Origin of the sequence: Mycobacterium intermedium, assembly GCF_002086275.1 — a bacterium.
GTDB classification, from domain to species: Bacteria; Actinomycetota; Actinomycetes; order Mycobacteriales; family Mycobacteriaceae; genus Mycobacterium; species Mycobacterium intermedium.
This window is the reverse complement of the sequence record NZ_MVHT01000017.1, coordinates 25,535-46,323: the sequence shown is the minus strand read 5'-3', so window position 1 is coordinate 46,323 and position 20,789 is coordinate 25,535. Positions and strand designations below refer to the sequence as shown.

General features: G+C 65.8%; 20 protein-coding genes and 1 pseudogene. 12 read left to right on the top strand and 9 right to left on the bottom strand.

The window, feature by feature from the left end; genetic code table 11:
* Nucleotides 1-71 precede the first annotated feature (71 nt).
* Both BST27_RS33570 and BST27_RS08790 read left to right on the top strand, forming a co-directional pair.
* Nucleotides 72-275, top strand: coding sequence for a hypothetical protein (locus BST27_RS33570; protein ID WP_232007342.1), 204 nt, complete (start codon nucleotides 72-74; stop codon nucleotides 273-275).
* Complete coding sequence (locus BST27_RS08790) at nucleotides 272-1,780, top strand: FAD-dependent oxidoreductase (RefSeq protein ID WP_069420501.1); 1,509 nt, start codon at nucleotides 272-274, stop codon at nucleotides 1,778-1,780. The genes BST27_RS33570 and BST27_RS08790 overlap by 4 nt, the downstream gene beginning before the upstream one ends.
* Here BST27_RS08790 and BST27_RS08785 read toward each other — a convergent pair.
* Nucleotides 1,728-3,080 carry a cytochrome P450 gene (locus BST27_RS08785; RefSeq protein WP_069420535.1) on the bottom strand — a complete coding sequence of 451 codons (1,353 nt, stop codon included), beginning with the start codon at nucleotides 3,078-3,080 and terminating at the stop codon, nucleotides 1,728-1,730. The two genes, BST27_RS08790 and BST27_RS08785, sit on opposite strands and share 53 nt — an antisense overlap.
* Before the next feature lie 44 nt (nucleotides 3,081-3,124).
* The gene (locus BST27_RS08780; protein WP_069420500.1) at nucleotides 3,125-3,925 is read right to left on the bottom strand and encodes a ParA family protein; all 801 of its coding nucleotides are present in this window, start codon (nucleotides 3,923-3,925) and stop codon (nucleotides 3,125-3,127) included.
* A gap of 203 nt (nucleotides 3,926-4,128) precedes the next feature.
* Here BST27_RS08780 and BST27_RS08775 point away from each other — a divergent pair, with 203 nt between their 5' ends.
* From BST27_RS08775 to BST27_RS08750, 6 genes are read left to right on the top strand one after another with little or no spacing between them, the layout of a single operon-like run.
* The gene (locus BST27_RS08775) at nucleotides 4,129-5,259 is read left to right on the top strand and encodes an LLM class flavin-dependent oxidoreductase (protein ID WP_079219791.1); all 1,131 of its coding nucleotides are present in this window, start codon (nucleotides 4,129-4,131) and stop codon (nucleotides 5,257-5,259) included.
* A complete protein-coding gene (locus BST27_RS08770; protein WP_069420499.1) occupies nucleotides 5,189-5,956 on the top strand; it encodes a DUF1684 domain-containing protein in 768 nt (255 codons plus the stop codon). Before BST27_RS08775 ends, BST27_RS08770 begins: the two co-directional genes overlap by 71 nt.
* A gap of 11 nt (nucleotides 5,957-5,967) precedes the next feature.
* Complete coding sequence (locus tag BST27_RS08765; protein WP_069420498.1) at nucleotides 5,968-7,185, top strand: GNAT family N-acetyltransferase; 1,218 nt, start codon at nucleotides 5,968-5,970, stop codon at nucleotides 7,183-7,185.
* A 56-nt stretch (nucleotides 7,186-7,241) separates the two neighbouring features.
* Complete coding sequence (locus tag BST27_RS08760) at nucleotides 7,242-7,856, top strand: TetR/AcrR family transcriptional regulator (RefSeq protein WP_069420497.1); 615 nt, start codon at nucleotides 7,242-7,244, stop codon at nucleotides 7,854-7,856.
* Complete coding sequence (locus BST27_RS08755; protein WP_069420496.1) at nucleotides 7,853-9,064, top strand: acyl-CoA dehydrogenase family protein; 1,212 nt, start codon at nucleotides 7,853-7,855, stop codon at nucleotides 9,062-9,064. The genes BST27_RS08760 and BST27_RS08755 overlap by 4 nt, the downstream gene beginning before the upstream one ends.
* A 20-nt stretch (nucleotides 9,065-9,084) precedes the next feature.
* Nucleotides 9,085-10,086 carry a LacI family DNA-binding transcriptional regulator gene (locus BST27_RS08750; protein ID WP_069420495.1) on the top strand — a complete coding sequence of 334 codons (1,002 nt, stop codon included), beginning with the start codon at nucleotides 9,085-9,087 and terminating at the stop codon, nucleotides 10,084-10,086.
* A 38-nt stretch (nucleotides 10,087-10,124) separates the two neighbouring features.
* On the opposite strand, the gene BST27_RS08745 is transcribed toward BST27_RS08750, so the two are convergent.
* The gene (locus BST27_RS08745) at nucleotides 10,125-10,847 is read right to left on the bottom strand and encodes a hypothetical protein (protein WP_069420494.1); all 723 of its coding nucleotides are present in this window, start codon (nucleotides 10,845-10,847) and stop codon (nucleotides 10,125-10,127) included.
* Between the two features lie 165 nt (nucleotides 10,848-11,012).
* Here BST27_RS08745 and helR point away from each other — a divergent pair, with 165 nt between their 5' ends.
* Nucleotides 11,013-13,211 carry an RNA polymerase recycling motor ATPase HelR gene (helR, locus tag BST27_RS08740; RefSeq protein ID WP_069420493.1) on the top strand — a complete coding sequence of 733 codons (2,199 nt, stop codon included), beginning with the start codon at nucleotides 11,013-11,015 and terminating at the stop codon, nucleotides 13,209-13,211.
* On the opposite strand, the gene BST27_RS08735 is transcribed toward helR, so the two are convergent.
* The gene (locus BST27_RS08735; RefSeq protein ID WP_069420492.1) at nucleotides 13,205-14,134 is read right to left on the bottom strand and encodes a carbohydrate kinase family protein; all 930 of its coding nucleotides are present in this window, start codon (nucleotides 14,132-14,134) and stop codon (nucleotides 13,205-13,207) included. The two genes, helR and BST27_RS08735, sit on opposite strands and share 7 nt — an antisense overlap.
* Before the next feature lie 141 nt (nucleotides 14,135-14,275).
* Between BST27_RS08735 and BST27_RS08730 the strand changes: the two genes are divergently transcribed.
* On the top strand, nucleotides 14,276-15,469 hold the full coding sequence (locus tag BST27_RS08730; RefSeq protein ID WP_069420491.1) for a cytochrome P450: 1,194 nt from the start codon (nucleotides 14,276-14,278) through the stop codon (nucleotides 15,467-15,469).
* Nucleotides 15,470-15,474: 5 nt separating this feature from the next.
* Here BST27_RS08730 and BST27_RS08725 read toward each other — a convergent pair whose 3' ends face one another.
* Entirely contained in the window at nucleotides 15,475-16,194 is a 720-nt protein-coding gene (locus BST27_RS08725; RefSeq protein WP_069420534.1) for an NUDIX hydrolase, read from the bottom strand.
* Between the two features lie 92 nt (nucleotides 16,195-16,286).
* Here BST27_RS08725 and BST27_RS08720 point away from each other — a divergent pair, with 92 nt between their 5' ends.
* Together BST27_RS08720 and BST27_RS08715 are read left to right on the top strand one after the other, a co-directional pair.
* Entirely contained in the window at nucleotides 16,287-16,703 is a 417-nt protein-coding gene (locus BST27_RS08720; protein ID WP_069420490.1) for a DUF5313 domain-containing protein, read from the top strand.
* 14 nt (nucleotides 16,704-16,717) lie between these two features.
* Nucleotides 16,718-17,200 carry a MarR family winged helix-turn-helix transcriptional regulator gene (locus BST27_RS08715; RefSeq protein ID WP_069420533.1) on the top strand — a complete coding sequence of 161 codons (483 nt, stop codon included), beginning with the start codon at nucleotides 16,718-16,720 and terminating at the stop codon, nucleotides 17,198-17,200.
* A 419-nt stretch (nucleotides 17,201-17,619) separates the two neighbouring features.
* Here BST27_RS08715 and BST27_RS34985 read toward each other — a convergent pair.
* From BST27_RS34985 to BST27_RS08700, 4 genes and pseudogenes are all read right to left on the bottom strand, one after another.
* Nucleotides 17,620-18,216, bottom strand: a pseudogene (locus BST27_RS34985) (DNA polymerase I); the annotation flags it as partial.
* 17 nt (nucleotides 18,217-18,233) lie between these two features.
* Nucleotides 18,234-18,380 (bottom strand): hypothetical protein, encoded by a 147-nt coding sequence (locus BST27_RS32330; protein ID WP_156789282.1) that lies wholly within the window; start codon nucleotides 18,378-18,380, stop codon nucleotides 18,234-18,236.
* A gap of 23 nt (nucleotides 18,381-18,403) precedes the next feature.
* Nucleotides 18,404-19,651: an acyl-CoA dehydrogenase family protein gene (locus BST27_RS08705; protein ID WP_069420488.1), complete on the bottom strand. Its 1,248-nt coding sequence runs from the start codon at nucleotides 19,649-19,651 to the stop codon at nucleotides 18,404-18,406.
* Complete coding sequence (locus BST27_RS08700) at nucleotides 19,648-20,784, bottom strand: acyl-CoA dehydrogenase family protein (RefSeq protein ID WP_069420487.1); 1,137 nt, start codon at nucleotides 20,782-20,784, stop codon at nucleotides 19,648-19,650. Before BST27_RS08700 ends, BST27_RS08705 begins: the two co-directional genes overlap by 4 nt.
* Nucleotides 20,785-20,789: the final 5 nt, after the last annotated feature.

Here is a 20,789-nt window from a genome sequence, read left to right as displayed (position 1 = left end):
CGCGCGGCCGGCTATCTCGTCGACAACTGCCTCGTCGACTTCGGCAATGCGGGCGCCGACAAAGCCAGGCGATGGCTGGAGGCCAAGCGCTACGACGCGGTGCTCATCGGCGCGGGGTGCGCCTCGTCGCGAACAACACGTTGCTGTTCGAGTCGATCGTCAACGCCGCCCACGTCACTTCGCCCGAGTGCCGCTTCGTCTTCAACCGTGCGGCCGTCGCAACACCCGAGGACATCCGTCGTTGGTACCCACAACCGGAGGAGACGGCACGATGACCACTCACACTGTGGACGTTCTCGTCGTCGGCGCCGGGCCTACCGGACTGACCGCCGCGGGCGACCTTGCTCGCGCCGGCCGTTCGGTCACCGTCTTGGAGCGCCGGCCCGCCCCCCACCCCGCAAGTCGCGCCTTCGCCACCATGGCCCGCACGCTTGAGGTGCTCGATGCCCGCGGGCTCGCCGAGGATCTGTTGGCGCACTCGCACAGGGCACCGAAAGTCACGGTATTTTCCGGCGGCCGTATCGATCTCAGCCACCTCGACTCGCCGTACCAATTCGTGATGGTCACCCCGCAGTCCAATGTGGACCGAGCACTGGCGAATTACGCCGTCGAGCAAGGCGCCGACATCCAGCGCGGCGTCGAGGTCATCGGGCTCAGCCAAGACGCGGACGGCGTGACCGTGACGACACGGCACGACCGCTGGCGGGCCAAGTACGTCATCGGCGCCGACGGCGCGCACAGCACCGTGCGCGAGTTGGTCGGTGCTGATTTTCCCGGCAAGACGATCCTGTCGTCCATCGTGCTGGCCGACGTGAAGCTCGCCCATGGGCCCGCCGACGGCGGCCTGCGGGTCGGCAGCACGCGTGACGTGTTCGCGTTGCTGGCTCCGTACCACCGCCACGACGCGGACGGCTCGTGGTACCGGACGATGGTCTGGGACCGCCACCACCAAGTACCCGACAGCGAGCCGGTGGATCGGGACGAGGTCGTAGGAATCCTCGCCCGGGCCATGGGAACCGACCTGGGCGTGCTCGAGGTGGAGTGGAAGTCCCGATTCCATTGCGATGAAAGACAAGTCACGCGGTACCGGCATGATCGAGTATTTCTGGCCGGTGATGCCGCACACGTGCACTCGCCCATGGGCGGGCAGGGCATGAACACCGGTATCCAGGACGCGGCCAACCTCGCCTGGAAGATCGACGCGGTTCTCAGCGGCGCCGACGATGCCGTGCTCGACACCTACCACGACGAACGTCATCCGATCGGTGAGCGGGTCCTGTTGCAATCCGGCATGTTGGCGCGCGGCATCACCCTTCATCCGCGGTTGGCGCGTGGCGTTCGAAACCTGCTGGTGCCTCGGCTGCTTCGGATACCCCGGGCCCGCGACATGATCGCGGGCAGCCTGGCCGGGACGACGTTGCGGTATGGACGCCGCCGCGGCGATCATCGGTTGGTCGGTACCCGTGGAACGCAGATTCCACTGACCCACAACCGAATCAGCGTGCTGCAGCGGGTGGATCCTGGCTTTGTATTCGTGCGTGAGCACAGCGCCGACGAGATCGATGTCGCCGGGCTGCTGCAGGCGGAGCGCGCCGATGATGGCCCGGCGGTGCTGATTCGACCCGACGGCTACATCGCCTGGGCCGGCCACTCGGCCGACCGCTGCGGATGGCTGACGGCCCTTGCCCGATGGACGGGTCAGGCAGTGAGGCACCCGCGAACACAGTTCATGACGGCACCCGATGGACATCCGCCTCGGCCCGTCCGGGCGCGCCGCTGACGCGCCGGTATACCACGGCACGACCACCTTTGGCGGGCGCCGTCGCGACGCCACGCAGATGGGTACGCTCGCCGGGAGCATCGGTGGGGGCGAATTCGAACTCGCGCAACAAAGTTCGCAACGTCACGTTCATTTCCATGTTGGCGAACGCGGCTCCGATGCAGCGCCGGACACCACCGCCGAAAGGAATCCATGTGTTGTTGTCCGGTGGGCGGTCCAGGAAGCGATCGGGGTCGAATCTCGTCGCGTCGGTGAAGTTCGTCTCCGAGTCATGCACCAGCGTTGCGCTGGCGACAATCGCGTACCCCGGCGGAATCACCCACGGGCCCAGTCGTATCCGGGAATTTGTCATGCGGGAGGTGGCCTCGATCACCGGACGGGTGCGCTGGACCTCCCAGATGGTGGCCTGACGCAAACGCGAACCGCCGGCGTCGGCCTCCTCAGCCAACCGGGCCAGCAGCCGCGGGTGACGCCGAATGCGTTCCACCGTCCACGCCAGGGTCGTCGCCGTCGTCTCGTGGCCGGCGGCCAGCAGGGTCAACAGCTCGTCGCCGACATGCTCGTCGGCGATGGGCGAGCCGTCCTCGTAGCGGGCGGCAAGCAGCAGCGCCAGCACGTCACCGCGTTTTTCGGCGCCCTTTCGTGCTTGACGGATCAGCGACGCAACGATGTCGTCGTACCGTCGCCGGTATCGGACCGCCCGACCCCAGGGACTTCTGGGCCCGAAGTCTCGTCGTAGCGCGGGCGGCAGCGCGGCCATCCGCGAAGTCAACGTCACCCACCGCGGCAGGATTTCCCGGAGTTCATCGAACTCTGCTCCCTGCGCCCCAAACACGGTGCGCAAGATGGTATTCAGCGTGATGCGCATCATCGGCTGCAGAGTTTCAAACTCCTGGCCTTCGGGCCAGTTGGCCGTCTCGCGCAGCACTTCTTCCTCGACGATGGACTCGTAGCCGGTCATCCTGCGGCCATGAAAGGGCGGGACCAGAAGTTTGCGTCGCCGCAGGTGTTCCGCGCCGTCGAGGCTGAAGGTCGACCCCGGCCCCAGGATTTTGCCCAGGTTGCCGGGCCGCCTGAGTAGCTCACTGCCGCCGGTGAACAGGTCCTTGATCAACGCCGGATCGCTGATGACCACCGCCGGACCGATGATCGGCAGATGCAGGGTGAAGGCGTCGCCCCAACGCCGTTGCAGGGTTACGAGCCCTCGCTGCCGCGAAGCCACGAATCCGATTGCCTGCACGAATCTGGGCAGGGCCGGACCGGGCGGCAACCGGACCGGGTCCGTCGTTTGTTCAGGCATCGTCACCTCCGTCTCGAACGAGCCTGGTCGTGCCGATCCCGGAACTACTGGGGCGCGGGCTTACCCATCAGGTCGCGTTCCAGAAACTCCCGGAAGACTCGCGCAAGGTTTCTGGCGATGGCGTCGTGGCAATCACCGAGCCGATGGCCGAGTTGGAACGCCTCGTTGACGACCGCCCGCCGCGGCACCTCGGCACGGACCTCGTCGCCGAACTCCCGGTACACCTGCTCCCGGATCGACTGCTCGATGCCGATGCGGGTGTCAAAGGCAGACAATACGACCCCACACCATTTGAGCGGATGTGTCTGTTGGATGCGCTCCACCCTGTTGCGTGCCTCGATGGCTTTGCGGACCGCGTCACGAGTGGGGGTGATCGGCGCGTACGCCACGTCACCCAGATGCATTGCCAGAGCTTCCAGCGAACCGGTGCGCCCGCCGGTGTCGATCAGGACAAGTTCATAGCGATCGTAAATACCGCCGACGGTGAAGATCGCGCGCAACAGCCCGGTGTCAGACACCCCGATGTTGGCGACGCGGCCCAGCGAAGCGCCGGCCGGCAGCAAATCGACATTGGGCCACTTGGTGTCGATGATTTCCTCGTCGATTCGCTTTGCACCCTGTTCGGGTTTCCCCCAGAAGCTGATGCCGGCTTCCTCCAGCACCGAACCCAGGCCGGTCGAGTGCTGTGACACCCCGAAGTGGTTGGATAGATTCCGCTCCGGATCCGCGTCGACCAGGAGGGTGGAGATGCCGGCCCGCGAGGCCTCCCCTGCCAGCATCATCTGCCAGAGCGTTTTTGCTGTCCCGCCCTTACCCGAGAGCACCAGCACCGACACGGCTACCACTGCGTGTCTCCACCTGATGCCGGTCTCACTTGGGCAGCGTCCCTCCGTCACGTTCGCGGCGTGCCAGACACCGCAGCGGTGACAGCCTATAAGTTGCTCGGTGACCGTGTAAGAACCTGGCAAGCCCGCGTCGGGAATGAAGCCGGCGGGCTCAGGGTTCGTCTAGTTCGACAATTCCGTTTAGCCACCCGATTTGGCCCCCTATGAAGTTTCTGCTGATAACGCTGATCACCCATCTTCCGGACCCGGTCACGGGTTCGAAGAAGAGTCCGGCCGATCGGCTGCGCGACGTGCTCGAAAAGGCGGTCCTCGCCGAGGAATTGAATTTCGACGGCTTCGCCGTCGGCGAGCGTCACGAAGATCCTTTCATCTCGTCATCCCCGCCGGTGGTGCTGAGCAACATTGCGGCGCGCACCTCGCGGATCGGACTGTTCACCGCGGTAACCACGCTGAGCCTGCTCGACCCGGTCCGCGCCTTCGAGGACTACTCGACGCTGGACAACCTTTCCGGTGGACGGCTGGAGCTGATCATCGGCAAAGGCAACGGGACGGCGCAGGCCGAGCTGTTTCACGTGACCGCGGCAGACCAGTGGGACCGCAACCGCGAAGGTTACGAGCTGTTTCGCTTGCTCTGGGAAAACGAGGACGTGACGTGGTCCGGCCGATTCCGCCCGCCACTGGTCCACGCCAAGACACTGCCCCGGCCTTTACAGGACCGAATTCGCATCTGGCACGGCAGTGCGACCAGCAAGGATTCCGTCGACCTTGCCGCCCGCCACGGCGACCCGATCTTCTCCGCCAATGTCAGCTACCCCGTCGAGCCCTATGCCGAACTTGTTCGTCACTACCGGGACCGGTGGGAGTTCTACGGTCGACGGCCCGAGGACGCACTGGTCGGCGCCGGGACGGCGGGCTTCTACATCACCAAGAAGTCGCAAGACGCCGTGGCCGCGTACCGGCCCGCGTTCGAGGCTCGGTTGGCGGCGCAGCGCCGCGGCGGACTCCCCGCGGTCTTCCATACGATCGAGGACTTCATCGAACGCAGCTCTGCTTTGGTCGGGAGCCCCGAGCAGGTGATCGACAAAGTGGGTCGCTATCACGAGCAACTAGGTCACGAGGTGATGCACCTCAGCGCCGACAACGACGGGGTGACGCCCCAGCAACACCGTCGTAGCCTCGAACTGTTCCAATCCGACGTGGCACCCGTTCTGCGTCAGCGCATCAAAAGCCGTCCTCTCGTCGCACAGAAAGGTGTCGTCGACAATGACAACCACAGCAGACACGGCAACCGAGACGTTCGAAACAGCTTGGAACCGCTGGCACGCGGATCGTGAACGCTACTTCGCCGACCCGCTCGGTTGGGTGAGCCTGACCGGGTTGTATTGGCTCAGAGATGAATTCGAGGTGGTCGCGGATCTTCCCGGCCAATGGCGCGCGGATGCCGACGCTGTCTACGTGCGGGGGCTCGACGGAACCGAAAAGCTCGAACCCGTCGAGGGTGCACCCGGATTGCTCGTCGACATCGGTGAACGCAGGATCGAGGTGATCCGGCGAACCGGCTCGGCCGCGTTGCGGGTGCATGACCCGAACTCTCCCCATCTCCGGACGTACCAAGGCATCCCCAGCTACCCACCGAGCGAAAAATGGCGTGTCGCGGGCAAGTTCACCCGGTACGACGAACCGAGAACGGTCACGACCGGAGCCGTCGTGGAAGGACTCGAGCATCACCTCAACGCGGTCGGCGTCATCGATTTCGAACTAGCCGGTGCGGCGCAGCAGCTCATCGCGTTCGGCGGAGCCGACGGGCCGCTGCAGGTGCTGTTCACCGACGCCACCAGTGACGTGACGACCTATCCCGGTGCCCGCTCACTGTCGATCGGCGAGCCCGGCGACGACGGGTCCGTGATACTTGATTTCAACCGTGCGTCGAACTTGCCGTGCTCGTTCACCGACTATGCAACATGCCCGGTGGCGCCGGCCGAGAACAGGCTGTCGGTGGCGGTGGAAGCGGGTGAAAAGAACCCCCGTTGAATGATGGTCCCATGACCACGCAGATCCGGGTTCTCGACAGCACCGAAGACCTCGTCGCCGCGCTCAAGGTGTTTCGCACCGCGATGGTTGGATTGCCACCACTGACCAACCTGTCGCCCGACGTCATCACTTCGCTGCTCGAACCGGGCCGCACCATCGGGGCTTTCGTCGACGGGAAACTCGTGGGCACCGCCGATGCCCAGACCAGCCGATTGACACTTCCCGGCGGGGAGCTCGTGAACCATGCGGCCGTGACGCACATCGGGGTGTTGCCGTCCTTCACCCGGCGCGGTATCGCCACCGAACTGGTCCGTCATCAGCTGCGCGACATGAGCGCGCGGGGAGAGGTCGTCGCGACGCTGCGGGCATCGGAGGCGACGATCTATGGCCGCTACGGCTACGGGGTGGCCAGTTCGGCGCAGACCGTCGAGGTTCGGACGGCGCGCGCGGCGCTGCGCCCCGGCGTGGGGACCGGCGGGCCGGTGCGGCTCATCGAGCCCGACGAGGCATGGGAGCTGCTGCCTCGAATCTATGCCGAGCATCGGTCAGCGCGGCCGGGAACCATCGACCGCCCACGGGTTTGGTGGCAGAGCCTGCGGTTACGCACCGAATCTTCGCCTGGCCCTTCATATATCGCGGTACACGGTGAGCCGGGAGCCGAGTCGGGCTTCGCGCGTTACCGACCCGTCGACACCGAAACCTGGTTCGTGAGCGATCAGCGTACGATCGCGGTCGAGGACTTCTTCGCACCCACTACCAAGGCTTATCTCGGTCTGCTGCGCTTCCTGCTCGATCTCGACCTCATCGATCGCGTGACGTTCTGGATGCTGCCGGTCGACGATCCGCTGCCTTATCTGCTGGCCGACCGCCGAGCCGCGAAACTCGTAGCGGTGCATGACGAAACGTGGCTGCGGGTGATCGACGCCCCGGCGGCTCTGGCCGTCCGCAGCTACGCCGATGGCGGGTCCGTCACCATCGCGGTGAATGACCCTCTCCTGCCTCATAATTCGGCTACCTTCGCGGTCAGCGGTGGCGGAGCCGAGCCGACGGACCGGCCGGCGCAACTCGAGGTCGACATCGAAGGACTCGGCGCCGTGCTGCTCGGTGGCGCGACCTGGCGGAGTTTGGCCCTTTCCGGATTGGCCCGCGCCGCCGACCCCGGCGCGGTCGCCGTGGCCGATCGCCTGTTCACGGTCCCCGACGCGCCGTTCGCCGGCTTCTTCTTCTAGGGCTGCCGCGAGCCGGCGATTTGGTCGCCAACCTAGTGAGTGAGTACTCTCTCACCATGCAGACGTCGGGACGCGACCGGCTCCTGGCCGAAGCCTTGAAGCTGTTTGCCGCCAAGGGGTACGCAGCGACGTCGGTCGCCGACATCCAGCGGGCTTCCGGTCTGGCACCGGGTTCCGGCGCGCTGTACAAGCACTTCGCCTCCAAGCGAGAGCTGCTGGAAGCGGCGGTTGCCTACCGGATCGACAGCATCGTGTCCGCACGGGAGCAATTCGACGCGGGCCGACCCGGCAATGTGGAACAGGCGGTCCGCACCGCGGGTCAGCTGATCTGGAGCAACCTCAAGGAGAGCGAAGACCTGCTCAAGGTCATGCTGCGCGAGCCCGACGAACTCGGCGACCTCGACCAGAAGACCTGGCAGGTCATCACGGACAACGCCTATCAACGGTTCGCCGACGAGCTGAAAGCGTCGAACCAGCGGGGCCGCACCAACATCCCGGACCCCGAAGCCGCCGCGGCCGTCGCGATCGGGGCACTGTCCTATGCCGCCACGCTCCAAGCACTGACCGGCCGGCTGCCGGGAAACATCGACGAAAACCGCTATCTCGAAGCATGGGTGCACCAGACGGTCAGCCTGCTGACCAACCAATCAAATTCAGGAGAAGAGCAATGACGTTCTCGTTGCAGCTGAGCGACGACGTAATCGAGGTCCGGGACTGGGTTCACAAGTTCGCGGCCGAGGTGATCCGCCCTGCGGCGGCCGAATGGGATGAGCGCGAAGAAACGCCCTGGCCGATCATCCAGGAGGCGGCGAAGGTGGGCCTGTATTCGCCCGACTTCTTCGTGCAGCAGGCGGCCGAGGAGTCGGGGCTGGGCATGCTCGCGGCGTTCGAGGAGATGTTCTGGGGCGACGCCGGCATCGCGCTGTCCATCATGGGTACCGGTCTGGCCGCGGCGGCATTGGCCGGCAACGGGACACCCGAACAGCTCGGGCGCTGGCTGCCCGAGATGTTCGGCACCCCGGACGATCCCAAGCTCGGTGCCTTCTGCTCCTCCGAGCCCGACGCGGGTTCCGACGTCGGTGCCATCCGCACTCGCGCCCGCTACGACGAGGCCACGAAAGAGTGGGTTCTCAACGGCACCAAGACGTGGGCGACCAACGGCGGGATCGCCAACGTGCACATCGTGGTGGCATCGGTTTATCCCGAGCTCGGCACCCGCGGCCAGGCCACCTTCGTCATCCCCTCGGACGTGGAGGGTTTGTCCCAGGGGCAGAAGTTCAAAAAGCACGGCATTCGCGCTTCGCACACCGCCGAGGTGGTGCTCGACAACGTGCGGCTGTCGGAAGACATGATTCTGGGCGGGCGCGACAAGTTCGAGGCCCGCATCGCGCGGGTCAAGTCCGGCGCCTCGGCGCGTGGGCAGGCAGCGCTGAAGACCTTCGAACGCACCCGGCCCACCGTCGGCGCGATGGCCGTTGGGGTGGCGCGCGCCGCCTACGAGTACGCCCTCGAATATGCCTGCCAGCGTGAGCAATTCGGCCGCAAGATCGGCGAATTCCAGGCGGTGGCATTCAAGCTGGCCGACATGAAGTGCCGCATCGACGCGGCCCGGCTGCTGGTGTGGCGGGCCGGCTGGATGGCGCGCAACAACCAGAGCTTCGACGCGGCCGAAGGTTCGATGGCCAAGCTGGTGGCGAGTGAGACCGCGGTGTACGTCACCGACGAAGCGATCCAGATCTTGGGCGGCAACGGCTACACCCGCGACTACCCGGTGGAGCGGATGCACCGCGACGCGAAGATCTTCACGATCTTCGAAGGAACCAGCGAAATCCAACGTCTGGTGATCTCGCGAGCGCTGACCGGACTGCCAATTCGATAGCGGCCATGCCACGATGAGGCATGGCCGGTTCGGAGGGTGACGCGTCGAGTGCGAACAAGCTGACGCGACCGACGAATGCCGATGTGGCCCGCCTTGTGGGCGTGTCGACAGCCACGGTCAGTTACGTCCTGAACGAGGCAGAGGGCAAGAAGATCTCGCGGCGGACCCGGGAGGCGGTTTACCGCGCCGCCGAACAACTCGGCTACCGACCCAATCTCGCCGCCCGCAACCTGGCTCGGGGTAAGAGCGGGGTGGTGCTCTACATCGTTCCACGGGTGGCGGTGGGCGAAATGCCGATGCAGGCCGGAAGCCGGATGACGACCGAATTGGCGGGCCGTGGGTTGCTGCAGGTGCAGATCTTCGAGACCGAGGACGATCAGCACGTCATCGACGCGATCAAGAACATTGACCCCGTCGCGATCGCCAGCCTTTTTCCGCTCAGCGCCAAGGTTCTCGACATGGTGCGGTCGGCCGCCATACCGCACATCGAGATCGGGGCCTTGCCGGCACTCGGCGATCCGCATCTGTCGGTCGGCGAACTGCGGGTCGAGCACCTCGCGTCTCGTGGTCACCAGCGAATTGCATTCGCCTACACAGGAATTAAACGATGGCGCCCCTTGGGTGACTACTGGCTGCAAGGTGTCACCAGAGCGGCCGAGGCTCGCGGTCTCCCGCCGGTCCAGGTAGCCGACGTCACCCAAGACAACGCAGCTCAGGTGGTGACCGACTGGGTGCGCGACGGTGTCACCGCCGTGTGTGCGCAGAGCGACGAGATTGCTTGCCTGGTCCTGTACGGCATCCGCGAAGCGGGTTTGCGCTGTCCCGACGACCTTGCCGTGATGGGCGTCGACGCCACCCCGATGGCAGCCCTGAGCTCACCCCCGTTGACGACGGTGGAGTTCAACCCCGTCGCCGTGGCCGACGCGGCGATCGCTGCGTTGGTCAGCGAGCTGGGCTATCCCGCGCCACCGGCGCCGGAACCGGCGGACATCGCCCGACTGATCGTCCGCGCCTCGACCTGAGGGCAAGCCTGACGCAGGCGCAGCTACACCCAGTTGCGTTAAGCTGCAACATCTTTGCGCTTCGCATCGCCGACGACGCTCAAACCGGCGAGGCGGCGCCACGATCGGATGGCATTGCGGGTGACATCCACGATCTGGGCGGCGCCGCCCTCCAAGTGGGCCAGCCGGTGCGCGCGCAGCGCATTGCCGGTGACGGCGTCGAGGGTGCCCCAATCATCGGTGTGAATGAGCGAGGTCGACTGGTAGGCCGCCCGGACCGCATACCGCTGGGCGCACGGCTCCATCGCGGCGCTGATCTCTCGTGCGGCGCGAGCTGTGCTGTCCCATAAGGCGATCGGCGGCGTGGCGCCGGGGACGAACTTGCGGTGCAGCTCGGCGATGTCGGAAATGACCTGCGCGGCGGCGTTTTCAGCGTAGCGGATCACACCCCAAGGCGGACTGATGAGCAGCTTCGACACCCAGGCGTGAATCACGGTGTCGGCAACATCGGCAGTCGGTGAGGCGGTACCTATCGTCAGCCAAGCCAGGTCAAGCACGAGCAGGCTGTCTTCGGGCGATAGGTAACCGTCCGGTCCGGCCAACTGGTCGTTGCACAGCTGCACGAAGGAGGCCAACGGACGCGCCGTCGTCGCCGGGAAGTCGGTGATCTGCTCGTCGCCGTTGATGTAGGAGATGACGTTCATCGCGCACCCCTTGCCCGACCCTGGCTGATGAGATCCCCGGGCCAGTCGCAGCGGGTGGGTGATGCGGTCAAGGTCCATTGTCGTGGACACTACGCCTTGCGGCGGTGGGATGCTGAGAAGGACATTTCGTGTTGTCGCTTCCAGCGTATAACGGCGACCGGGGCTTGCGGCAAGGCCGGGGTCATACCGCACAATCGCTGGCCTAGGCGGAAACCGCGCCGCGAGGGGGACCAAGAGGGAGACGTGTCAACTCATAACTACGAGGACGAATTACGGTCCGAACAAAACTACGTGGCCGACCTTTACGCGCGCCTCGACGCCGAGCGCACACGGCTGAAGAACAGCTATCAGGAGGCATTGGGGAGCCCCATCGACAAGATGGATGGCGGGACCTTGGTGCAACGAGACAGCGAGGTCCGCGCCCTTGCCAGGTCCGTACGACGGCTTGATGTGGCAGACAACGGATTGTGCTTCGGCCGGCTGGACACTCAAACGTGTGAGCGGTTGTACATCGGCCGCATCGGCATTCTCGACGAGGACAACGACTACCAACCGTTGCTGCTGGATTGGCGGGCACCGGCGGCGCAAGCGTTCTACATCGCCACCGCCGCAAGCCCGGAAAACATGCGGCGGCGCCGCCAGTTCCACACGCGGGGGCGGCGCATACTCGACTTCACCGACGAGGTGTTCGGCCGCCCCGGGGACGGTGAACGAGGCGACGCGGCGCTCCTCGCCGCGGTCAATGCGCCACGTGGTGACGGCATGCGCGACATCGTGGCGACGATTCAGGCCGAACAGGACCGGATCATCCGGCTCGATCACGCTGGGGTGCTGGTCATCGAGGGTGGACCGGGCACCGGCAAGACGGTGGTGGCGCTGCACCGCGTCGCGTACCTGCTGTACACGCAGCGGGACCGGTTCGAGCGGCAAGGGGTGCTGGTGGTTGGCCCCAACCAGGCGTTCCTGAACTACATCGACCGGGTACTGCCGTCATTGGGCGAGTCCGAGGTGGTGTTCATGACCATTGGTGACCTGGTGCCCGGACTGCACATCACCGCCGAGGACAGCCCGGAAGTGGCGCGACTCAAGGGCTCGCTACAGATGTTGGACGTGCTCGCGGCGGCGATCGCCGACCGGCAGCGGCTACCCGAGGAACCGCTGCCGATCGAACTGTCGGACGTCACGGTGCACATCGATGCCGAGACCGCGGAGTGGGCTAGGCAGGAGGCGCGGGACAGCGGCCTGCCGCACAACGATGCGCGCTCGGTGTTTCGGGAGATCGTCACCTACGTGCTGACGGAACGGGCCATCGCCCGGATCGGACGTGGTTGGTTGAGCCGCAAGGACAAACAGGCTTGGGAACAATTGCGCGAGGACCTGATTGAGGAGCTCGCCGGCAACCGCCAGTTCAAAGCCGCGCTTGCCGAACTCTGGCCGATTCTGACGCCGGAGAACCTGCTGTCGACGTTGTACGAATCGCCCGAGCGACTGCGGGCGGCCGGCGCCGACCCCGCCCTCGAACGTGCCGATGGCCTGGCCTGGACGGTGTCGGACGTACCGCTACTCGACGAACTCGTCGATCTGTTGGGCGGCGATCGGGCGGCAGACGAAGCGGCCGAACAGGAGCGGCAGGCCCAAGCCGAGTACGCCGCCGGCGTGCTGGACCTCATGCTCAGCCGCGAGGACCTGATGGACGACGAAGACCGCCTGCTCGCCACCGACCTGATCTACGGTGCGGACCTGGCGGAACGCTTCGCCGAGCGGGATACCCGCGATCTTGTCGAACGTGCTGCGGCAGACCGGAATTGGACGTACGGGCACGTGGTGGTCGACGAGGCACAGGAATTGTCGGAGATGGACTGGCGGGTGTTGATGCGACGCTGCCCGGCTCGATCCTTCACTGTGGTAGGCGATCTTGCGCAACGCCGGTCGGAGGCCGGAGCGAGGTCCTGGGACGCCGTGCTGCAACCGTATGCGGCGGATCGGTGGGTCTACCGGTCGCTGTCGGTCAACTATCGCACCCCTGCGGAGATCATGGCCGTCGCCGCCGCGCTGCTCGCCGAGTTCGCGCCGGGAGTCCAGCCGCCCGAATCCGTACGCGCGGGTGGCGTCGCACCATGGTCCAAGCGGGTCACCGAGCGCGAACTACCCACTGCCATCGAGAAATTCGTCCGCGACGAAGCCGGCCGGGAAGGCACCAGCGTGGTGATCGGTCCGGCCGGGGTGCCCGGTGCGATACTCCCGTCGGAAACAAAGGGGCTGGAGTTCGACGCCGTCCTGGTGGTGGAACCGGAACGGATCCTGGCCGAAGGCCCGCGGGGTGCCGCCGAGCTCTATGTCGCGCTGACGCGCGCGACGCAACGCCTCGGCGTGCTGCATGTTGGGCCATTGCCCTCGGCCCTGTCGGGACTCGTCGACGTCACGCCTGCCGTGAGTCACTGAGCCGTCGGCGCCGACGACGCGAACGCCTCGACGGTAGCGAGGTCGTAGCGTCCGGCACCCGTGCCGATGCCCTGCGCGACGTGGGCCGCGACGGCGCAGCCGAGTTGCGCCGCGGCGCGCAGGTCGCGGCCCAGCGATCGACCCATGAGAAACCCGGCGGAGAAGGCGTCGCCGCAACCGGTGGTGTCGACGACGTGGATTGCGTATGCGGGGACTTCGACGACCTCGTCGGCGGTGACGACGATTGCCCCCTCGCCGCCGCAGGTGAGGGCGACGCAGCCGGCGCCCCGGTCGATGAGGGCGCGTGCGCCGTCGACGAGTGACTCGGCGCCGGTGAACCCGCGCACCTGCTCGTCATTGGGCAGCAGATAGTCCGTGTGGGGCAAGGCTTCCGCGATCCACTCGAGGGTGCCGGGGTCGCCGGCCGCCAGGATGTCGACCGACGTGGTGAGGCCATTTGAGCGTGCCGACGCGAGCAGTTTGCCGGCCGCCGCACCACCCAGGAACTCGGGTCCGCCGAGATGGAGGTGGGTGAATTGGTCCAGGGCGTCCGGCTTGAAGTCGTCCACGCTGTACTGGCCATTTGCGCCGACGCAGTGCCACGCGGGTCGGTCACCGTTGGGCCGCACGGGTATCACCGATGACGACGTTTGGGTGCCCGGCTTGACGACCAGACCACGGGTGTCGACATCCTCGGCGGCGAGCAGGTTTACCAGGCTCTGGCCGATGGCGTCGCCGCCAATGGCGCCGAAGGTGTGCACCTCGGCACCCAGCCGGCTCAGGACGACGGCGGTGCCACCGGCGGTGCCCGCCGCCGAGAAGGCGATGGTTTCCACCAGGGCACCCGTGGACCCGTCCGGTATGGACTCGATGCCGATCACGTGAACGTCGAGAACGTGGACGCCGACGGTCGCGATCTTCACCGCCAGATTGTCGCACCGCGGCCCGACAATGCGGCGGACCTTCTGGTAGTTATGACGATTTCGTCAGAAACTATTGACCCCTCAAGCCGAGTATGTGACGATTTCGTCAGAAACTTTCGCGTACCCGAGTTGGGAGTCCATATGGGCAGGGCCGCCCTCGACGGTATTGCGACCTATCGCCCGAACATCTACACCACCGATGCCCTGCTCGACCCCTATCCGCACTACCGGCGGCTACGCGAGCTCGGTCCGGTGGTGTGGCTGACCAGACACCGGGTATACGCACTGCCTCGCTATGCGGAATGCAAGGCCACGTTGCGCAACGACGACGTGTTCATCTCCGGCAGGGGCGTCGCCCTCAACCCTCTCAGCAACCGGCTCTCACGCGGCACCACCCTCAATAGTGATGGCGCAGAACATGATCGACGACGCAAACTTCTCGCGCACCGATTGTTACCCAGGGCGCTACGTGCGGTCGACGAAGCCATCGACCGGCAGGCCGGCGCCGTTGTGGATGCCGCCCTGCGACGCGGCACCGTCGACGGCGTCGCCGACCTGGCCACGGCGCTGCCACTGGCCATCGTTCCCGATCTCGTCGGTTGGCCGCGGGATGAACGTACAAATCTCATCGCCTGGGGCGGCGCCACTTTCGACATCCTTGGCCCAGCCAATTGGCAAGCTGTCAAGGCGATTCCACGCAGCCTGCAGATGCTGCGGTTCTCCCATCGCGTCGTGCGTAAACGCAATGTTCTGCACGGGAGTGTGGCGCACGAACTGCTCTGCGCCGCCGACGAGGGCAGGCTCGCCCACGCCGAGTGTTCCGCCTTGATGATCGACTACATCGCGCCCTCCCTGGACACGACGATCAGCGCGATCTCCAATGCGCTCTATCTGCTGGCCACACATCCCGATCAGTGGCTGTTGCTCAAGGCCGAGCCCGCGCTGATTCCGAACGCAATCAACGAAGTGATCCGCTACGAGTCGCCGATCCGCGCCTTCGCTCGTCAGGCTCGCGTCGACACCGAAATCACCGGCGCCACAATACCTGCCGGGTCGCGCCTGTTGGTCATCTACGCCTCGGCCAACCGCGACGAAGACGAATGGGACGCCCCCGATACCTTCGACATCCGCCGAGACGCCGGCCGTCAGATCGGATTCGGCAATGGGACCCACGCCTGCGCCGGCCAGGGGCTGGCACGCATGGAAACCGCCGCCATCCTGCGCGCCTTGATCGAGCGTGTGGACCGAATCGAAGTGACCGGTGAGCCGGTGTGGGCACTCAACAACATCATCCGCCGGCACGAATCCCTGCCGCTCAAGCTGATAGCGGCGTAGCGACCCTACTTCCAGGCGAAGGTTGGTTGCTCGAGGTGGTCGACGGGGTCATGACGACCTTCCAGGCCTAACCACCGCAGCTGCAGCAGCACGGCTCCCGTCGGCGCGTGAATCAGGTCGTTTCCCAACGGAATCTGTACCACCGGACGAGGGCTTTCCGGGATGCTGATGTACCTCGGCGAATCGTCGCGTTGCAGTTGATGCAACCCGACTCGATACACCGCTACGACCTCGTCGGGCGCGGGGTACAGATCGAGCCGACCGCCGCCCCAAATCACCACCGGGGTGATCACGTACCCAGAGCGGGTCGGGTAGTCGTCAAGGAGGCCGAGCACGGTCGAGTCGGGCAGCCTGACGCCGACCTCTTCGTCGAGTTCGCGCAGCGCGGCGTCGATCACCGTTTCCCCGGGATCGAGGCGGCCACCCGGCAGCGCCCACTGTGCCGGATGCGAGTTGAGGCGAGATGTTCTGCGACACAATAGGAATGCGGCGCCGCCTGACACGTCGACCATCCGACCGTCCAAGCCCCATGCCGGCAAGGGCCGTCCACCATTCCAGTCGTCCACGTTCGCCGGATCCACTCTGTCCTCGCCGAGTTCGGAATCGACGAGCACCACCGCGACCGCGGCATGCCGCTTGGTCGGGTCGCTCACTGCGCGCCGCTGGTGGCCTGCCAAATGGACCCGGATCCGTTCGCGCAGTGCCTCGTCATAGGCGATCGTCACCATTCGACTGTAAGTGCCCCCATTAGTTGCGCGCGCAAGGTGTGACGAGGCTGACATAGTTAGTGCACTAACTAATTGGATACGATGTAAGCATGGCTGCGGATCGCCCCAACCTCTGGCAATACATCGCTTACTCGTATGGAAAGTGCTTGCCCCCCTCGATGCGCGAGTGGGTGGCCAATGACCTCGCGGGTCACGGCGCCGTCCGCCGTCACATGATCCGGTGGGCAATACCTCCGCTCTTCATCCTCGCGCCGTTCTGGTTGTTGCCCGCGTCACTTTATGTACACACGGAGATGACAGCGCCGCTCTACATCTGGGCATTGTTGATGGCCATGGCCTTGAACAAGATCTGGCGGCGCCACCGGCTCCTGCAACACGGTCTGGACCCGAACCTCGTCGACGTGATCAAGCGGCAGAAAGAAGCCCACATTCACGAGGACTACGCCCGCCGCTACGGGCCGCGCCCCGAATCGGCCGAGTGGCAAGCGAACAGCAGTCCATTCTGATACCGGTACCCGACATGTCGAATTCTTCGACTAGTACCGACCTTGACCCGCTGTCGTTGGAGCGTCAGGTCTGCTTCGCGTTGGCCGTCACGAATCGCGCGGTGCTCGCGGTCTACCGGCCATTGCTGGAACCGTTGGGGTTGACCCATGCGCAGTACCTGGTGATGCTGGCGCTTTGGGACAACGCCAAGTCAGATGGAAATCCGTTGTCGGTCAAGGATATTGCAAAGGCGCTGCAGCTGGATTCGGCGACCTTGTCACCGATGCTGAAGCGCCTGCAGGCGCAAGGGTTGATCAAGCGCACGCGTAGCGCGGCCGACGAACGCACCACTCACGTGGAGCTGACATCGAAGGGTCGCGCTCTGCGTCGGCAGGCGGTCAAGGTTCCACCCGCGGTGGTCGAACGGCTCGGGGTGGACCTTGCCGAGCTGGACCACCTGCGCGAGGTGCTGACGAAGATCAACGCGGCCGCGCTGGCGGCCGGAGCGCTCGACTGACAGCGCCTGCACAGTTATAGGCTCGTCAGCGCTGCCGCAGCCCAACTCGGGCCGACCCCGACGGCGACCTCAAGCTCGCCCAGGTGCTCGCGAACCAGCGACTCCAATTCGTCGGGCTCGCCGTTGGCCACCTCAAAGAGCAACTCGTTTCCCGCCAACAGAACCAGGCGTGACGTCAATCCAGCCTCTGTGATCGATTGGTCGAGGTTGATGATCGCCATCTTGACGGCATCGACCGCAGCTTCGCCATAACGGGCCGTCATCAGTCCCGCAAAGCCGTCACCCGCCACGAACGCCTCACGGATCGGCCCGCTGGACAAATCGAATTGCGATGCGGCGTGGATGCGCCCGTCCGCGGCGATGGCATCGAGCAATTCGTCGACGTGGGCCCGTCCGCGCGCTGCAACCAACGCGGCGCGATTCACCGCAACACCCGTGATCTCCAAATCGGCGTGTACACGCTGCAGCGGCAACTCGACCCTGCTCAGCAGCGCGAACGCGCCGTTGCGCGCCAATTCCTCGTCCAATACGTCGGCCAGGTCGAGCACGGCACACGCCCGCAAAATGAGCGCCTGCACCGGGTTGTCTTGCGATGCCGGCAATGCGCAACGCATGTGACGTATCAGCAAGTCGTTCAAACCCGCACCCGGTTTCGTGGGTTGCAGCAGGTGAGCCGCCAACGCGGTATCAGAGGTGACACCACGCAGGGTCCAGCCACGGCCCGCGAGAGCGTGCATCGCGGGCTTTGCCTCGTGGATCGCTTTGGGCGGGCCCGGGTCGGCAAACCACGACGCCAATGCTGCCTCGTCGTCGGGTGTCAGACCATCGACGTCGATGTATCGGCCCTCTCCGTCGGCGGCAACGATCGCCAGGGCAACGGCTTTGGCGCCGTAGGTTGTGCCGGTTCCGACGACCGCCAGGCCGAACCGGTTACCCAAGCTGTGCTCGGCCAGCCAGGCCGCCAACTCCCCGTCCTGTATGGCTCGTCCGCGTACGTCGAGACCGTTCGTCATGTCCATAGGCGATGGCGGGTTCAGAACGTCCAGTTGCCGCCGGGCTGCAGGACGAATCCATGTACGCCGTACCGCGGCTCCGCGCCCGCGGCCTGGGACGGCACGACGACGGTCAAGGCCAGCGCCGCCATAGCCGGCCAGACTCGCGCGACACCCGCAGGACTCATACTTCGCAGTATTGCACTGCCGATCAGGGCTGTCCGGCAGCACCTTTGGCCGCATTGTGTCGCACCTGGTTGAACGGCACACCGCGGTCCGCGGCGTACTCCCGCGGCAAACCGAGGACACGTTCGCCGATCACGTTGCGCGCCATCTCGTCACTGCCGCCGCCGAGCGCGACCGTCTGCCGGGAAAGGTACCGTTGGCCGGCCTTCCGCAGCTGATCGACGTCGTCGACGACGCCGAGCGGGCCCGCGATCTCCATGGCGGTATCGACCTGCAGGAACGTCACATCGGAGTGGAACAGCCGGATGATCGAACCCGCGGCCGGCGGCAAGTTACCCGCACGCATCGCCTCGGAGACGTATTCGACCAGGGAGTCGCGCACCATCCGCCGGGCCAGGACCCGGCCTACTTTGTCCTGCGTCAACGGGTCGTCGGCCAGCCCGGCGGCGTCCGCCAGGGCGAAGAAGTCGGCGTAGGAATCCTCGGCGCGTTCGCGCCCGCGGCCACTGGCGAACTCCGAGCCCTGCCCTACGGCGCGGCGCTCGTGGAACAACAGTCGCCCGGCGACGTCCCAACCCTTGTTGACCTCGCCCACCACCGCTGCGTCATCGACGCGAAGACCGTCGAAGAACTCCTCGCAGAATTCGTTGGAACCGTCGACCTGCTCGATCCGCCGTAGCGTCACACCGGGTGCGTGCACGGGCACCAGAAACATGGTCAGCCCATCGTGTTTTGGCACGGTGGGGTCGGTACGCGCCAGTAGCAGTCCGTAATCGGCGGCGAAGGCGCTGGTGCTCCAGGTCTTGGCGCCGTTGATGACCCAATGCTGGCCGTCACGCTCGGCGCGGGTGATCAGTCCGGCGAGATCCGATCCGCCGCCGGGTTCGGAGAGCAACTGCACGAGCACTTCCTCGCCCCGCAGTGCCGCCGAAATGTGTTGGCGCTTCTGCGCTTCGGTGCCGGCGTCGAGCAGGGTCGCACAGCAGATGGTGAACGTGGGGACGTTGAGGATGAGGGGCATCTCGTAGTCGACGGCTTCGGCGTCGAACGCCTTCTGGTAGGCGACGTCCAGGCCCAGGCCCCCGTACTCACGCGGGAAACAGATTCCGGCGAATCCCCCGGCGTACAGGCGCTGCTGCAGTTCGCGGGCGCGCTGCCAGGCGCCTTCGTCGTCGCGGCCGGCTCTGGGCACGACATTTGGCTCGAGGCGAGGCATGTTGTCGTCCAGCCAGGCTCGTGCGCGGGCGGCGAATTCCTCTACCGATTCGGTCATGCGGCCGGACCGCCCGGTCTGGCCTGCCGATAGATCGCTTGATGGTGCTCGGATGGGGTACCGAACATGTTGCGATACAGGGTGATCCGTCTCAAGAACAGGTGCAGATCATGTTCCCAGGTGACGCCGATGCCGCCGTGCAACTGCACGCAGTCCTGGACGAGCGGACCGGCATGCTCCCCGAGGTAGGACTTCGCGGCGCTGACCCACACCCCGGCATCACTGGCTCGGGCGGCCACCCGGTCGACCGCGCCGGCGGTTACGGCCCTGCACGCGTGCAACCACATGGTCTTGTCGGCCAGGCGGTGCTTGATCGCCTGGTAGGACGCCAGCGGACGGCCGAAGCTGTAGCGATCACGCGCCCAGTCCAGGGTCATCGAGAGCACGGTGTCCAGGATGCCGACGGTCTCGGCGCACTGCAGAAGCATCGCCACATGGCTTTGCCGTTCGATCAGCGCGGGCGTCTGTGCGACGGAGCCTACGGCCGCGCTGTTGTCGACCGTGACGGCGTCGAATTCAACTCGGGCGTAACGCTTTACCAAGTCGATGTTGCCTCGCGGGTGCCGGGACAGACCGTACGCGTCGGCGGGAATCAGGAACTGGCGCAGGCCGTCGTCGGCTTGGGCCGTGACCAGCAGGAGATCGGCCTGCGCGCCGGCTTCCACTCGGTCTTTCACGCCGTCGAGGCGGTAACCGGTGGCGGTCGGTGTCGCGGTCAAGCTGGGCCGCTGCGGACTGAATTGCCGACCGGGTTCGTCGACCGCCCACGTCGCCACCGCCTGACCGGAAGTGAGTGCGTGGATGGTGTCGGCGTGCTCGCTGCGGTTGTCGGCGTCGACCAGCCCCGCCAGCACCGTGCTCACCGGGTGGAGTGGTCCGGGCGCCACGGTGTGACCGAGTTGTTCGGCCACTGCCGCCAGATCATGCAAGCCGCTGCCCGAGACGTTGCCGCCGCCGAGTTCCTCGGGCACCAGCAGTCCCGCCCAGCCGAGCTCGGCGGCTTGCCGCCACCACTGCGCGTCGACGCAGCGGTCTTCGGCATGCAACGCCCGTTGGTGTCCTATCGTCGCGTGGCGGTCGAGAAAGGCGCGCGTTGTCGAGATGAACAGCGCTACTTCGTCAGTCGGCTTCACGTCGG